The sequence below is a fragment of the Bradyrhizobium sp. 195 genome, from assembly GCF_023101665.1.
Lineage (GTDB): Bacteria > Pseudomonadota > Alphaproteobacteria > Rhizobiales > Xanthobacteraceae > Bradyrhizobium.
The window spans coordinates 1,738,620-1,755,155 of the sequence record NZ_CP082161.1 but is presented as its reverse complement, the minus strand read 5'-3'; the positions used below and the strand labels follow the sequence as shown (position 1 = coordinate 1,755,155).

General features: G+C 57.7%; 7 protein-coding genes. 4 read left to right on the top strand and 3 right to left on the bottom strand.

The window, feature by feature from the left end; genetic code table 11:
- Nucleotides 1-738 precede the first annotated feature (738 nt).
- From hemN to IVB26_RS08075, 3 genes are all read left to right on the top strand, one after another.
- Nucleotides 739-2,073: an oxygen-independent coproporphyrinogen III oxidase gene (gene hemN, locus IVB26_RS08085; protein ID WP_247971203.1), complete on the top strand. Its 1,335-nt coding sequence runs from the start codon at nt 739-741 to the stop codon at nt 2,071-2,073.
- 193 nt (nt 2,074-2,266) lie between these two features.
- Nucleotides 2,267-2,455, top strand: coding sequence for a hypothetical protein (locus tag IVB26_RS08080; RefSeq protein ID WP_247971202.1), 189 nt, complete (start codon nt 2,267-2,269; stop codon nt 2,453-2,455).
- A 1,845-nt stretch (nt 2,456-4,300) separates the two neighbouring features.
- A complete protein-coding gene (locus IVB26_RS08075) occupies nt 4,301-5,281 on the top strand; it encodes a carbohydrate porin (protein WP_247390788.1) in 981 nt (326 codons plus the stop codon).
- 778 nt (nt 5,282-6,059) lie between these two features.
- Here the strand turns inward: IVB26_RS08075 and IVB26_RS08070 are convergent.
- Both IVB26_RS08070 and IVB26_RS08065 read right to left on the bottom strand, forming a co-directional pair.
- Nucleotides 6,060-6,989 carry a TauD/TfdA dioxygenase family protein gene (locus IVB26_RS08070; protein WP_247439068.1) on the bottom strand — a complete coding sequence of 310 codons (930 nt, stop codon included), beginning with the start codon at nt 6,987-6,989 and terminating at the stop codon, nt 6,060-6,062.
- A 406-nt stretch (nt 6,990-7,395) separates the two neighbouring features.
- Entirely contained in the window at nt 7,396-8,742 is a 1,347-nt protein-coding gene (locus IVB26_RS08065) for a pectate lyase family protein (RefSeq protein WP_247971201.1), read from the bottom strand.
- Between the two features lie 927 nt (nt 8,743-9,669).
- On the opposite strand from IVB26_RS08065, the gene IVB26_RS08060 reads away from it, so the two are divergent.
- Nucleotides 9,670-10,296 carry an FMN-binding negative transcriptional regulator gene (locus IVB26_RS08060; protein WP_247971200.1) on the top strand — a complete coding sequence of 209 codons (627 nt, stop codon included), beginning with the start codon at nt 9,670-9,672 and terminating at the stop codon, nt 10,294-10,296.
- A gap of 571 nt (nt 10,297-10,867) precedes the next feature.
- On the opposite strand, the gene IVB26_RS08055 is transcribed toward IVB26_RS08060, so the two are convergent.
- On the bottom strand, nt 10,868-16,438 hold the full coding sequence (locus IVB26_RS08055) for a trifunctional serine/threonine-protein kinase/ATP-binding protein/sensor histidine kinase (RefSeq protein WP_247971199.1): 5,571 nt from the start codon (nt 16,436-16,438) through the stop codon (nt 10,868-10,870).
- Nucleotides 16,439-16,536 lie beyond the last annotated feature (98 nt).

The window sequence follows — 16,536 nt, the reverse complement described above, 5'->3', positions numbered from 1 at the left end:
GTGCCCGACGAAGTACACGAGCTCGGGTGAAGCCGCTTGACCGTGAGCCTCTCCCGATGGAACCTCCGACAGTTACCGCCCCGGCGTCGGTGACAAGCTCAGCCTTGGAGCAACTTCACGGGACCGCCGAGCTCTCGAGATATTGTCTGACGTCGGTCAAAAATAGACTCCTGCCTACCCGGCTCATTACTTTTTCCATACCAACTCGAGAACACACTCACGCCAACAGCCGTGGCGCCGCGCGACACCGACGATCCTCGCATTGGTGAAGTTCGACTACGTACCGGGATGTCCCCGAGCCGGCGCAGGATCCCTGGGTGGATGGGGAATACGCCAGGCAGAAGTCAACTATCAAACCTTGTCAGTTGATGGAGATTGCGAGGGGTCATATCAATTTTGATCGATGAACCTCCCACGAGTCAGGTCGTGGAGCAGTTCGAGCTCTAGCAGCGTCAACGGCCCTGGTGGATGTCTCGTTGGCGAACGTCGGAGATTAGCGAAGCGGAGTTGAATCTGGAGCCCCGTCGTCGTGGCCGTGTTGATTCGAGTATCTCGCCTGCAGCAGTTGTTCTCTGTCTTCGAGAGGAACGGCTTGCTATCCCACACCGTGTTTCGTCAGCAGATCGGCCGTCACGCAAGCTTCCAATTGTCTAGCGACATTCCGGATTACTGTCGGCAAAAAGGAATGCAAAGACTTCGCTTGCGACCACAAACTTCGTAAACATAGGATACCAATCGTTGCAGACCTCGGTCCTGGAAAAGTATTGCGATGCTCGCCTTCCTTGGTACACCATCTATCCAACTGTAGCCCAGTTCTCCACGGTGGTCGGCGCCGAAGCCTCTGAGAAATGGCTGCAGCGCCTGCCGGTTAATGAGTCCGTGTCGCTCTATTTCCACGTTCCGTTCTGTCGATCGATTTGCTGGTATTGCGGCTTCGCTCGAAGCATTACTCGCCGGGATTCACCCATCCTAGAATTTTTGGCGGTTCTTCGTAAGGAGATCGAGTTGGTCGCGGCGCAGTTGCCGCAACGGCTGCCTGTGAGCGACGTGCACTTCGGCGGCGGAACGCCGACCCTTATCGAGCCCGCGCAGTTCGGGGCACTGATGGAACTTCTGCGCCGCCGCTTTGCGGTTTCGAAAACGGCCGCCATCGCTGTTGAGATCGACCCGCGTACGTTCACGCTCGCCACATCCGAAGCGTTAGCGGCTGCCGGCGTGAACCGCGCGAGCCTGGGCGTCCAGAGCTTCGATCCAATTGTTCAAAAGGCCATTAACCGCGTTCAGAGTGAGGCACAAACAGAGCGCGCTGTCGAAATGCTGCGGCAGCATGGAGTAATGCGCATCAACTTCGACCTCATCTACGGTCTGCCGAATCAGACGGTGCAGTCCTGCGTTCAGACCGCGACTACGGCGGTGGCCATGCGACCAGACCGGTTTGCGGTATTCGGCTATGCGCACGTTCCTTCCTTTAAGAAGAATCAGCGCCTCATCGACGAGGCAGCGCTGCCAGACAACCCTGCCCGTGCAGAACAGGCCGCGGCGATGGCCAATACACTGATTGCTGCGGGCTACCGCCAAATCGGACTCGACCATTTCGCCTTGCCGGACGATGAGCTCGCGCTGGCGCAGAAAGCCGGTCGCCTGCGGCGGAACTCACTGGGTTACTCGGCCGACACCTGCCATAAAGTCATCGGCTTCGGCCCGTCGGCCATCGGCCGACTTGGCGATGGTTACGTCCAGAATGAAGTTGCAGCGGGTTCTTACAGCGGCCAAATCAAAGCCGGCCGTCTGGCGACGTCAAAGGGCTACTGTCTCAGCCTCGAAGACCGCGTCCGGGCCGCAATCATCGAGCGGCTGATGTGCGATTTCGAGGTCGACGTGCCGGCAATTTGCATTGCTCATAGATTTGACCCGGTCCCGTTCCTCGGTTCACCCGAACGCTTGGCAATGCTCGCCGAGGATGGGATCGTGGAGTTGGAAAAGGGATTCATCCGCGTGAGGCAGGAGCATCGTTTTCTAACTCGCGCTGTGGCCGCCGCATTCGATGCTTATCTTGGCGCGCCGCTCTATTAAGACCAGCCGACGAGCGTTGATCGTATGAATGCATTACCTTCCGTTACGCGCCCAGAAGCCCGGGTAACGAGTTTCGCTCACCTGGTGCACTCACGTACAGCGCCAAATTCGTAAAGGACGCCGTGCGCAGCTGCGCGACGAGAGCCGACCCCGCCCTAGCCGCGAAGACAGCTGGGCGAGTTGCTGCCGGGAATTGGACGCCCCCGACTGCAACGCTGTCCGCTCAAGCGGCGTGTCCGACAAAGTTCATCACATCGCCACCATTGCCCGTGTGGCCGCGGGCCTCGACCAGGACGACAACTGGCTGCGGGACGCCCCCAACAAAATGGCTATCGGGGATGGCTTCATCTGGGTCTACCGCGTCGGAGAAGATGAGATCTAGGCGTTCAGCGACTTCTGTATCCAAAACCTGATCGAGCTCGTCCAGATGTACGAAGATATTTCGACCTGGCTCAAGCGCTGGCAGCCCGGGATACCGCAATCAGCCTGCGGTCTACGCCGGATACGAACTCCTAGCAAAGCGGAGCGCTTCGTGGTGATGACACAACGGATCCTATTGATGCGCATGGTCGCCGCTCGACCGGGATCGCTACGGACCGCCGCGTGCAATCCATAGCAGCAACTGGTCCACGCGATGAGCTAGACCAAAGAGCACAAAAGGACCAGCGCCGGCGCGACACGGCGCCAACGACAATCGAGCACCACAGTTAGAACCGGATCCCGCGGGATCACGGCCTCGAAACAATCGTGTCCTGTAAGAGCCTCGCGCAACGGGATCGAAGGGACTTTCCCGAATTGCCCCCTCGATACTGCCATACCGGAGTTCGTCCCTGACGCCGGGACAGTCTCGCGCCGAGCGGCACGATACCTACGATTCGCACAGCGAGGCCGACGTCCCGCGCCCGGTCAACCTACCAAACCTAGCAATTGATGGAGATGACGGACACATGCCAGTCAGTGCCGGTGAAACTCGCTCGGGCCACATCAAGGACGAAGTCGCGATGCGATATAGATCCGGTAAATCCAATCGAGCTGATGGATGTTCTGTCTGGTCCCGCAGCTATCAAAACGCCTCCAATCGCGGTCTCCATCTTCCCATGAGAGCCAATCAAGGCCTCGTGCCGGCCTCAGCGAGCTTACGGGCGTCAAAAGATGTTAGCCCCTTCTGCCCGCCTGTGTATCATCCCATGGACCGAGCTGCGGGCGCTTCTAGGGTCCGGCGTGTTCTTATGCGAGCTCAGCTACTGGCGCGGCTCTCTGTTGAAGAACATCCTCGTGGCAGCGGATTTGTCGCGAGAATCCCTGGGCTCCGTGCGCTGGCCGCCAATCTCTTGCCAGCGAACGCCACATCGAGCAGGCCACTCTCCGTCTCGACACGGTGTAGCAGATGCTTGCACTCGATTAGCGATCGAGCGGCTGGGTTGCGTCGCGCTGGGTACCACCACGTTGGCCAAGCTGCGCCAGCAGTGGTGATAGCGCGGAAGGCTGAGCGGGTCTCGTTGGCATAGAGATGCCCCCTGGCCTCAAGCGTCACCTAGACCGCCTTGAGCCCAAGGATCGCGAACCGCTCTAGGCCGTCAGGTGGACGTGCACCTTATTCAAATCGACGGACGTGGAAATCACGATGCATTGTTGCGGTATAGCGCCAGTATCCATGCGGGCATACTCGGCTGGCGCAGTTGCTTTCATCTCTCGACCAAGTGCGAAGCCAAGAGGGCGTATTCTCCTTTCCCTGATAGCTAGTCTCGCCTGCAGTTCGGCGGAGGCAGAACCTCGTGATATCTCTGGCCCTAGAAGTCACAGCTCCGATGAGCTCGCCGAGGCAAGACGCCAAACAATCTCGAATCCGGCTGTAACCTTCCGAAGCGGCCGGCCCAAAGGAGCAGCGCGCCTTTCTGGGAACTCGCTGCCAAAAGCAGCTAGGTCTACCACAACGCGCGACAGTGCGGAGGTCACCGCCAAGAGCAGAAGTCAAAAGCAGATTGACCCATTCGCAAAATTCGAGAAGCTCCGCGAAAAAGGTGCGGCGTTCACTGGGCCTGGTCCTGCGGACACCATAGATCAGGATACAGCTTCTGTCAGATCCGAGCTTTCGGATCTCGGGATTGGATTCGCTGGCTGGACCCTAAACACGTTTGTCAACAATCAACTCGGTAATGCGGCCAGAAGCACCATCGCCAATCAACAATATGTCGGCCAGGATCCGACATTTAGTACGGTCAACTCTATGATCGTGACCTATGACCTCGCTCGGTTTGGAATTCCCGACGGTCAGATCGTCGTGGGAGCCGAGCATCAATATTGGACATGGAAGAGCGCCGGGCCAGACCGACTGGGAATCAATGCAGTTTCCTACTATCAAACGTTCTTCGAAAGGAAGATCGAACTCAAAGTGGGTTACCTCAGGAACCAACATGAGTTTGCGGGTGCCGGAGAAAAAGTTTTTGGACCCTCGTCGAAGATGCTGTTCCAAGCAGGCATGAGCAACAATTGGGCGCCAACCCCGGCTCTTAATCTGAAGTACAATTTTGACGATCGCTTATATAACAAGCTCTCAATCCAGCGCTCGCTCAGTCCAGCCGGTCAATATACGCATGTAAGCGAAAATCCTACTGGCTTGAACTGGAGCACGCGCGACGCGGGCATTCTTTTACTTGATGAAGTTTGCTATAAGAACAAGCCTACTCCCGGGGTACCCGAGACTTGGCTGCGGGCTGGCGCGGGCTTTAACAACAGCAGCTACACGGACCTACAGCATCCGACGCAACCGACAGCCAAGGCGAACAGCGTCTACTATGTAGCTGCGGATAGGCAATTCTGGCAGTCTGCCGTCCATGGCTCGGCATCTCGCGGAATCTATGGCGGGTTCTCTGCGATGTACGCTCCGCCTGACCTAAATAGGGCTAGTCAGTACTACGAGCTTCGCCTGTATGCGAAGGGCCTGTTTGACAGCCGGCCCACTGATCAGATGAGTCTTGTTGTCAACAACACCATCTGGAGCCATTTCGCGGTGGACGCTGCATTGGCGAAAGAGCAGCTGGCGCACCGGGACAGCACAGCAATTTCGGGACTGTATACGGCGCATCTGGCACCCGGGATATATACAACCGTAGGACTGACGTACATCAATCACCCGACAAGCATTACCTACACGCCGCAAACAGGACACGCCCTGAATATATTGGTATCTACGTCGGTATTCTTCTAGGCTCTCAGGACTGCGCGGACCGTCATGTAGTCGATATCCCACTCGCCCTTTTCAACGGTGTGGGCCACCCATCACGGCGATTTTGGTATCCGCTGTGCTCCTGACGCGAAGCCGGGTACCGCGTAAATTGAGCCGTGATATCCAACGTAGCATGCTGTTGGGAATGGTAGGTTAGAGCCTTTGCTGCTTCGGTCTATGAGCGATAGGCCGACGTCGTACTTGCGCAAGAGCTATACCCTCCGGCCGCGGAATGATCTCCGATGCTCATTTGTTCAATCGAGTGCTGAGCTTGCGGCAGCGACATTGCTTTTGGATGATTGCTGGTGCAGCTCGTCAGACTCGCGTCCGAACTCGTACTCTGCCATGACAAGCCGAAATCGTGCCCTCGGAGCTTAGTTCACGCCGAAGAGGTGGTAAGCGGAACCGCGACACAGATGCCAAAGCTACCCAACTACGGCAATCGCTATATCTGTCCGACGGTCGTGGCGCTGGCCGAAGGGCGATGCGCGAGGTCGGCGGACACGTGCCCCCTTCGGCGGCAAATCGACCGGACGCGGCCGGATGACTTGCGCCACTCGAATGCTGACTCATTTTCGCCGGTCGAGACGAGCTTTAGCATCTTACTCCAGCAAGGAGGCCGCCTCCCGAGTCTGCGGCGCGTTAGCCCTCCCATCCAATTGCGCGTGGCGTTCTGCTGGGTTCACTTCTCTTCTCAAACATCTATTCGCGCGAACATGCGATAAGAGCAGTGCATGATCGGTGAATTTGCCGAGCCTAGCTAGGCAACCTTCGTGGACGGGTGCTTCGTCGTCTTGAGGCGCGTTACACTGCATCGACCGTCGACGCTGACGGGCGCGTCACCATCGATTGTGGCACGATGAACGACGCGATGCTGGTCACCGTAATCGTTGACCGCATAATGCTGCGTTGCGCGGTTATCCCAGATCGCGACATCGCCTTCTTTCCAGCTCCAGCGTACGGTGTTTTCGGGTGCCGTGATATGAGACTGGAATAGATCAAACAGCTTCTGACCGTCGCGTTTTGGGATATCAATAAACCTTTGCACCAGATCGCCGAGCACCAGCGCGCGCTCGCTGGTCTCGGGATGTACACGGACCACCGGGTGCTCCGTCTCATAGATCGTTTTGGTAAAGACCTCATCAAAATGCTTCTGGTCGATTTCGCGAACACGGCAGGTCCCGGCGTAGTCGAAGGCGTTGCTGTGAACAGTCCAGAGTTCGTCGGCAAGCCGTTGGAGCGGCCGCGGCAGATCCAGATAGGCGGCCACAGCGTTCGACCAAATCGTATCGCCACCGGACGATGGGACCACAATGGCTCGCAGCACCGCAAGTCTAGGATACGCCGCGAGAAAGGTTCCATCGGCGTGCCATACATCAGCCCGGCTACCTCCGCGCGCGGAATCAAGCTCGATGATCGAGGTCGTTCCATTGATCGTACCGAGTGTCGGATGCGGCACCAGCCTTCCCAAACAAGCAGCAAAGCGCTCCTGCTCCGCGTCATCAAGATGCCCCTGATCGCGGAAGAAGATCACCTTGTGTTCGAGCAGCAAGCTGTTGATCCCAGCGATGGTTTGGCTCGGTAAATCACCCGAGAGCCTGATATTTCTGATTTCAACACCGATGCGCGCTGCGCGCTTGACGACGTCGGTCAGTGGAATGACACTCTCGGTCGAAGCCGTTTGTTTCATTGCGAATATTTCCAAGCTTTGCGGATTCTTCAAGCGGACAAGGGCGCGTGCGACTCGGTTTCGAAGGCGAGCCTCGCGCTACGGGTACTCTCGAGCAAGCACCATGCCAGTCGGAAAACGGAGCTGTGAACGTCCGTCAAGTACAGGATCGGATTTGAGTCGAACAGTTTGCCAGGAACTCGATGCCACCTCCACCCTATTTCCAACGCCACCGGGCTCGGCGGCGAAAGGCATAGGGCGCATAATGGACAGGAAATGTACCACTCGGCACCCGAAGAGAAAGGCCATACGGTCCTCGTGCAACGTCGGGCAGCCAGCTGTGCGTGCTGTTCTCGTCCAGTACGCGCCCTCCGCTTAACAGTTTGCGGACGTCGGCCAGTCTCGAGCCGCCTCTGCGAACGGGCCATCACCGGCTCTCAAGGTGTCCGGGGCCTGCCCTGGCCGTGACCACTGCCGAAACTTCATCGGCTGGAAATGGAAGAGGAATAGATGACCTTGGAAGAGCTCCAAACGATTGAACTACGGCTTCATCCAGGCGAAAGCCATTGATCCGCGGCACTGGGATCGCGATGTTCTCGATGCACCGACGTCCGAGCACGGTGAGGCAGATGTTCTGCGCGGCCCGGCTGGGTTTTCCCAACAAGCCAAAGATATGTCCACTACCAGTCTTTATAGGTGTTTCAATGTTATCAAAGTAGTTGCCCTCGATCAGTACTTGCACAGATGGTCCAGCATCCACTGCATGGAAGAATCCGCCGCTCTGTTGCGCATTCGTGTTGTGGAAGTAATTGTTAAGGAGATGAATAATAGCCTGCCCACCGTCAATGTGCGGCGCCCGCCCTGAGATCTCATGGAAATAGTTATTTGCGATGGTGATCGTCTGCGGGACACCAAGAAACAGGAGATTCCAATAGTGCTCCCCGTTACAATAGGAGGAATAGGTATCGCTGCCATCGAAGTCGTTCCAGGAAATCGTAATATTCGTCGTAGGGCCAAAGCCGCCGGCAATCATCTGCCGCCCGATATTATGAAATCGGTTGTGATCGATCCAAACCAGGTCGGCTCGTGCAATTGCAATAGCATCGCCGGCAAATATCACGCCTTGATTGATATCACTGATGGTCAGGTTGCGAATAACGACGTTGCTGACCCCATTTAGGCGTAGCCCCTTCCCTTTGATTGTAGCGCTCGGGCCAACGCCGATCACCGTCTTGTTTGAGCCAATCTCCAGCGGGCGCTTGCCGGCCCTGTCGAAGCCGATCAATGTCTTCTCCTTGCCATCGCAATGCGCATCGTTGCCATCCATAAGGAGAAGGGACTCACTCTTGTAAGGTGCCGAACAAGCACGGCCATATTGGCAACCCTGCCCCTCGCCTTGCCCTTCCGTACCGGTAAAGTCTATGGTTCCGGCTACCTGGATCTCGCGCGGACTATTGTCATTGCAGTGCCCGAAGCTGTACGAACGACATAACTCATACTTCAGAGCTTTGGTCGATCTGACCTGAACTACCTCGCCTCCAAGGCCGCCCGTCGCTGCAGAGCCAAAGCCCTTGAGGGCTTCCGATCCCACATTGTTCGATCCGAGCACGGAAGAGACGCCGACGACGACAGCAAGTCCACCGAGCACGCGCAACGACCGTTTGATGTGCTTCATCGCGCCCTTCATAGGCATGTGCTCTCTCTTACCCGGAAAACCCACACGAGGATTTGAACTCTCGAACTCAAATGATGAACTGGAATAGGCCATCAGCATGCGGCGTTAACGCCATCAGATCGTCCTCAATAAGGCAGGATCGGAATATCGGAACCATGCTACGCAACAGCGGAAGTGCGCAGCCGCAGGCTCCGCACCAGCTGTGATGGATCTGGGCAGCCATTGAGCCAATCACGGCCGATGAAAGCAGCGGTCGATGTTTCGAGAGCCCCGTCAGAGGAATACTGTAGCGTGCAACACGTCTGGCCTGGGAGGATGGGCCGTCGATCCTGACGTGCTGGACCGGCGGGAGGCGCTTGAGCTCTTCGGCATTTTCGACCAGCACCAGAACGCGTGGTGCATGATAATTCGCATCCCGCGGGAAACAGATGGGCGGCGCGGCTGGGATCCTCGTCTTCCTGGATTGCACGTCAGATGTCAGGCCCCTTCTTCTGCGATATAGATGGGCCAGATTGGCCCCGTATGTCGCGTGCCAGACACATCACACGGACGGACACCTCCTATCGATTTCATGACCGGCAATCATCACGCCGCCGGAATGGCTACGATTTCCTTGTTTTTGATTGTCCGCCCAGTGCCAGGGGCGGATCTAGCACAGCCAGTCACCGCCAACCTGCGACTCGCGGCGCGGCGAGCTGATGCGGCAGGGCTCAGCCGCAATTCTGGTCGTCCCACTCATAGCCCTAAGGTGAAGCTGCTCATGTGCTGCAGTCATCGCCACGAACAGCCGAATTCGTCTGCAAGCGGCGCATAGAAGGCAACGGCTGACCAGCGTGCAAACGCACCCTCCGAGCTGCACCTGCACCTTTGAGGCATCATAGGTTTACTGCCCCCAGGGGCCTAGCGGGCGCGGAGGAATGAAACTACCCACCAAGACTGATCGTTTTTGTGATCCAGCATGAGGTGTACCCCAGTCCGAATCATGAGTCGCCCGGCTTTCCGTCCGGCTGCCGGGGAGCTTCGCCGATGTACACGCCGCCCTCCTTCCAAGTTGTCGATGTCACCGACGTTCATCGGACGATGCGCCAGGCACGCTCGGCGACACTGATCACCGCTACTCACGAAGGTCTTGTTGGAACGATGCTGCCCGTCGTACTCGACGAGAGCGAAGGCTCCATGGGCACGATTTACGCCCACGTGGCGCGTGCGAATCCGCAGTGGAAGCTGACACCGACTGGCGAGGCGATGGCCATTTTCGCTGGAGCGGAGGCCTATGTCAGCCCCTCCTGGTACGTGACCAAGCACGAGAGAGGCGAGGCCGTACCGACGTGGAACTATGTCGCTGTGCATGCCTACGGGCCGGTCGAATTCTTCGATGATGCCGATCGGCTGCGAAAGGTGGTCACGCGGCTGACCGATGTGCATGAGCGCTCGGGCAAAGACCGCTGGGCGGTGTCTGACGCCTCTGCCGATTTCATCAAAACGGAGCTTAAGGGGATTGTCGGTCTGCGATTGCTAATTACACGGCTCGATGGCACGCGGAAGATGAGCCAGAACCGCAACGCGGCGGATCGCGCCGGCGTCATCGAAGGGTTATCGAAGAGCGACCGTGACAAAGACCGTCGTGTGGCTCACCTCATTACGAAAGGATGACGAACTCGAACGACGTATTGTGAACGACGCGGTATCACCTGGATTTTCTCCATATCCTCGACTGCTCTCCTTCTGCGCAGCGATGCGCCGGCGGCGGTCGGTTCCTGCTCGCGTCAGGCGCTTTTACAGAGCACAGAAAACCATACACGACGCCATCGCTTGCGCGTCAGCTATTGCGATCGGCAGCAGCGGCGCGAGGCCAGCGACAGGCGACGGTTGCATGCAATTAAAGTAAATCTCCGCATTGATATCGCCCTTCCGACTCAAACAAAAATGCTTTGGAGGGCGATCGCCGTCATTCTCTCGAACACTGCGTGTGCAGCTTTCGTCTGATTCCGCTTGACGCCCTGCAAGTCTCAAGAGACTTGCAGGAAGCCCTCAAAGCGTCTCGAATCCGACGTTAGGGTCAGATTGCAGATCTTCTGACAATTCGCGACAATCTGCGCACGCTCCAACACTCCCCGATGGGCAGCAAGAAACGCGAATGTCTCAAATCCTCGAGGTCTCGCCGCTCGCTTCTGTCACGCTGATCGGGGCTCCCGGAGCGCCCTGCTCGATATCGAACTCGAGCCTAAGACGTTGAAGAGACCTGTTCCGACCGATCCACGCCCTCCGGCGCAACCGGCATGCTGAACTGAAAGACGGCCCCGCGAGGATCATTGGCGCCCGCCCACATCCGGCCCCCGTGCGCCTCAATAATAGAATGGCAAATGGCCAGCCCCATGCCCATGCCTTCGGACTTGGTGGTGTAAAACGCCTCGAACACGCGGTCAGCGCTGTTCGGATCGAGTCCTGGACCCGTATCCCGAAAAGTGACCACTACGTTATTCGAGTCATCTGTCCGCGCATTGATGAGTAACTCGCGGTCACCTTCGTTGATCTCGCTCATGGCCTCGATGGCGTTCGTGATCAAATTGAGAATCACCTGCCGGACCTGGACGCGATCTGCGCGGACGAGCGGCAACGCCTCAGTCCGTCGCGTTTGCACCCATACATCATTTTTCGCAAGTTCCGCGCGGACTAGGGCCAGCACCTCTAAGATCAATTCGTCAATTGCGAGAAGCTCCGTTTGCATAGGAGCCTTATTCATAAGAGCGCGGATCCGACGGATCACGTTCCCTGCACGCATACTGTCACGGACAATCAAACCGAAGGTCTGCCGAACTTCTTCCAGATTTGGCGGTTTAGCACCGAGCCAATTTAGCCCCGCCCCCGCATTACTGCTGATCGCGGCAATCGGCTGGTTGACCTCATGGGCGATTGAGGCGGCCAGCTGTCCCATTGTCGTGATCCGATTGGCGTGTGCCAGCCCCATCAGAGTCTCGCGATACCGTCGTTCGCTTTGAAGGGCTTCCGCTTCCGCTCTCTTTCGCTCTGTCAGGTCTAGGACGAAGCCAACACCTTGGTCGTCTCGCGCATCGAAGACGGCGAGGCCAATTAGCACCGGCACGCGGCTGCCATCCTTGCGGACATACTCTTTCTCGAACTGCTGAACAGCTCCAGTCCGTTTTGCTTCTGTTACAGCATCCAGTGTGCGCTCGTGCCATTCTGGCGGCGTCAGGTCGAGACCGTTCACTCGCCCCGCGACGAGATCCTCTCGGTCGTATCCAACCATCGTGAGGAAGGTTTGATTTGCCTCGATGATCTCGCCTCCTTCGCGAATGATAAATATTCCGATGATGTTAGCGTCGAGTAAGCGCCGGATTTTCGACTCCCGTTGCTGAACTTCGCTGTACAACCGGCTGTTTTCCAGCGCTGTTGCAGCTTGCGAGGCAAGCATTTTCAGCACCGAGTTGCGGGCAGCCGAGAATATGCGCGCGGCGAGATTGTTCTCCAGATAAAGTACGCCGATCAGCTTGCCCTGCGTGATCAGTGGCAGGCAAAGAATAGAACGCGCGTTGCGCTCGCGGATATACGGATCTTCCGCAAATGAAGGCTCGGCGGCAGCATCTTCGAGAATGACGTTTTCGCGGACACGTAGGACGAAATGCAGCACGGACTCGGGAAGTGCCATCGGAGTTACGGGCTGTTCATTCACCTTTACAAGCAGCGCATCCGCTACCGTTGTGGCTTCCGCCTCGATCCGCGGCTCGCCTCCATGCAGCAGAATTAACAAACCACGTTCGGCCCCGGCCTGCTCAATGGCAGTCCGCATAAGCGTGTCGATTAGTTTTTGAAGAACAATCTCGCCGGAAATCGCCTGCGACACTTTTGTCACCGTCGCGAGATCAAGATGCTCAACCGGAGCTCCGATCCTCATTCCATTCGCGGCAGGAGTGGTCTCCTCATGGTTGAGATGGGGATTCAGCTCGTCGAGCTGACGCACTTTGCCATCTGCTCCCCAACGAAGGTAGCCGCGCCGCGCGTCCTGCAGGTAGACCCGGGAGATTCTGTCAAAACCGCGCGCAGTATAAAAGCGCGCTGCAAGTTCGCAAGCGATTCCCTCGTGGTGGGCGAAACCGTTACGTGCTGCGGTCTGGATTGAGTGTTCATACAGTCGCATTGCGTCTGTATCGCGGTATTCCCGCCTTGCAATTTCAGCGCCGACCAAGGCAGCCCGATTCTCAAAATTTTCGGGGCAATTCGTCGCCCATATCTGCAGCTGTCTGTAATGGGCATCAATGATATCCCAATGTTGCTGTTGTTCGCTTTCGCCTAGCTTGTCGCAGTAACATGAGTGAGACAGCGCACCATAGAAGTGAAACTCCGCGATCAAGGGCTCTGTCGGCATAGTCCATAATTTGGGCTCCGCCTTGGAGCGAGCATCAACAGCCGCAGCATAATCGCCGGCTAGAAATCGCGCCTGAAGTTTGCGGATCCAGTAGACGGTTTCGCTAGGTGACAGCTCCGGACTCCGTGCCAACGATCGCTCGACCTCTAGCTCGTCAAATTGTTGGTCATCCAAGCAACCGAATGAGCGCGTGAGGCCGCGCATGCTTCTAATGATTGCGAGCTGAGCGGCTACGGTATCAGCAGCAAACTGCACCTTTCTATTCCGTATCGTAGCAAAGCTTTTCTCTATCTCGTTCTGTACCTCTTTCAGGGGATCTCCGGCCATCATCATATTTGAGGTTAGATGAAGCAAGCTGTACGCCTCATAGATGACATCGCCGCTGCTGACCGCAGCTGCGAGCGCTCGCCGAATCAAAACTCGGCTACCTCTTAGGGGCTTCGTCCACGGGATCACGTTGCACCCGAAGGCCAAATAGACGGGAGCCCGAAAGCGGGAGAACTCACCGCGATCAACCAGGTCGCAAGCAAGACGACCAAATTTGTCAGCTGCTTGGTAGTCACCGAAGCGCCCGGCCAAGATTCGGCCTAGCCATGCGTAATGGGCGCAAGAAGCATCAGTGTTGCCGTATTCGAGGCTGATGGTGACAGCTCTGCAGATGACCAAAGCGGATAAATTGGCGTCCGTGAAACCTGCGGGCGGAAGAATGCGCGTCAAGACGGCAAGCGTGGCAAGCGTGGTCTGATCTGTCATTGCAGGCAAACTAGCAAGATCCTCGATTGCGTCGGGCAGCTGTGACCACATCCGCTGATATTCGGCCAATGTTTCCTGGTCCGTCGGATGCTGCGACCACTCGATCCCGACGTCGTGAAGATATTCGAGCCCTGTGAGCACTGCCCGCCCGTGCTGACCGAGCGTCAAGTAAAGATCGACCCGCAAACATGCGACCGTTGCTCGCTGGGGCGCGTTCAAAGCGCGCTTCGACAGTACGGACAGGAGGCTCTCTGCAATGTCCAGCTGGCCTACCAAGAATTCGCATTCAGCCCGGCTTGTCTCCAGTGCAAACGCGAGTTCGTGGCGCCTTCGCCAAGAGTGCTCCGCGAGCAGCGCAGCACCGACGGTGAAATATGTGAGTGCCGAGGCGTAGGCCGCCGACGCCCTGGCACGCTGCCCTGCGACCAAATTCAGCTCTGCGAGCTGCTCACGCTCCTGACCGGAGGCAATTAGCGCGACACCTCGATTGAGTTGGCTGACGATGTCGAAGATAGCCTCTTCGCGTTTGTGCGCAGGGACGTGTGCCGCCAGCATCCGACCGATCCGCAGATGGGCAGGAGCGCGCGAGGATTCCGGCACCAGCAAGTAGGCCGCCTCTTGAACGCGATCGTGGAGGAAGCGGTAGGCTGTTCCGTGGCGCGCGATCAGTTCCTGCCGGATCGCCGGCCACAGGGTCGCATGCACCTGCTCCTGCGAAATTTCGAGCACGATCGCAAGCTCCGCCGTCCCGGCGATGTTGCCGAAACAGGCCAGCTGTTGCAGCGCGTCCTGCGTTTCCTCGGGCAGGCGGATGAGCTTGCCGAGCATCAGCTCTACGACGTTCTCGGTGTACGTTTTTGCGTGAATACGCTCGAGATCCCATCGCCAGCGCGCCGACTCGTGATCGAACGTCAACAGCTGCTCTTCAGCCAGTTCAGAAAGGAATTGAATGGCGAAGAACGGATTACCCATCGTCTTCTGATGCACCAACTTTGCAAGCGGGGCAGCGCGTTTTGGTCCGCAGCGAAGGGTATCCGCGACTAACTGCGCGACATCGTCTGCAGTGAGCGGCGAGAGCGTGATCTCCTCGAAATTTACGTCGGCGCTCCTGATGGAGTCGAGCTTGCGTTTGAGTGGATGGCCTGCATCAAGTTCGTTGCTGCGGTAAGCTCCAATGAGCAGCAGGTGCAGATCCGACTGGGTCAGGAGATCCTCGATCAAGTCGAGCGTTGCGGCATCATGCCACTGCAAATCGTCGAGGAAGAGCACCAAAGGATGGGTTCGCCGGGCGAACACGCCAATAAAGCGGCGAAGCACCAGCTGGAAACGAATTTGCGCTTGCCGGGCTGGAAGCTCAGCAACCGCGGGCTGCTCGCCAATGATCAGGCTCAGATCGGGGATCAATTCGGCCATCAGTCGTCCATTCGCGCCGAGCGCCTCCCGGAGCGCTTGCCGCCAGGTGGCGAGTTCGCCCTCACTTTTGCTGAGAAGAGGACGGACAAGACTCTGAAACGTCTGCACTAGCGTCACATAGGGAACGTCGCGCTTCAGTTGGTCGAATTTGCCTGACACCAACTGCCCGCGCGAGGGCACCAGTGCTTTGTGTAGCTCCTGGACGAGCGAAGACTTACCGACACCGGAGTAACCGGCGACGAGCACCAACCTCGGCGTGCCGCTCTTCACCGCGCGATCGAAAGAGGCAAGCAAAGCCTCGATCTGAAGGGCTCTGCCATAGAGCTTCTCGGGGATGAGCAACCGATCAGGTGTGTCGTCTGTGCCGAGCTCAAACGGGTCGATGCGACCGTGGTTGGCCCATGCTGCGAGACAGTGTTGCAGATCGTGCTCAAGGCCAGCGGCAGTCTGGTAGCGTTCCTCGGCGCTTTTCGCGAGGAGTTTCATCACAATCTGAGATATCGGCTCCGGAAGGTTTTGCGATTTCTCGACGGGCGGTATTGCTTTTCTTGCAATATGACAATGGATCCACTCCAAGGGATCTGAGCCCGTGAACGGCAGCGCGCCGATCAGCATCTGGTAGAATGTCACGCCAAGTGAATAGAGATCACTGCGACAATCGACCGAGCGATTCATTCGTCCGGTCTGTTCGGGCGCCATGTAGGGCAGCGAGCCGGCGATGAACTCGGCAGGCTCAGGCGGCACGCGCTCGCGGGAAAGACGGGAAGCCAGACCAAACCCAGTGAGTCGCACCTGTTCGTCAGGACAATTGACCAGAATGTGAGCGGGCTTCAGGTCCTTGTGGACCAAGCCGTGCCGGTGAAGCTTGCCCACGGCCCTCGCGATACCAACAGCGAGGCGCACGAAGCGCTTGGGCTCCATACGGATCCCGAGTAAATTTAGCAGTGGCTCGCCGCATGGATCCTCCAGGACCAGCATAGTCCGACCAGCTTCCCGGATGAGTTCCAACGGCCGCACCGCCCATGCCTCGTCTAGCTCCTCCCTCAGCTCATACTCATGGGCGAGGCGGTCGAGCGTCGCTGGGTGTTCCGTGATGGGCCGCACGACAAGCACGACAGCCCTGCTGCCGTGGATTTGCCGGCGCCACGCACGGCAGAACGCGCGATCACCGTCCTCCCACAGGGGCTGGATGTCACTGTCGACATTTGAGCCGAACAGAGTTCGGCTGAGGGGGTCCCGCGGCATTTGCCCGCCCGGTCAATAAGGACTGAGCCGAAACCTGACACATATGGGGCGAGCTTGTGAAGGGACTTCGCAAAACGGCGCGAGTACCGATTAAGGCC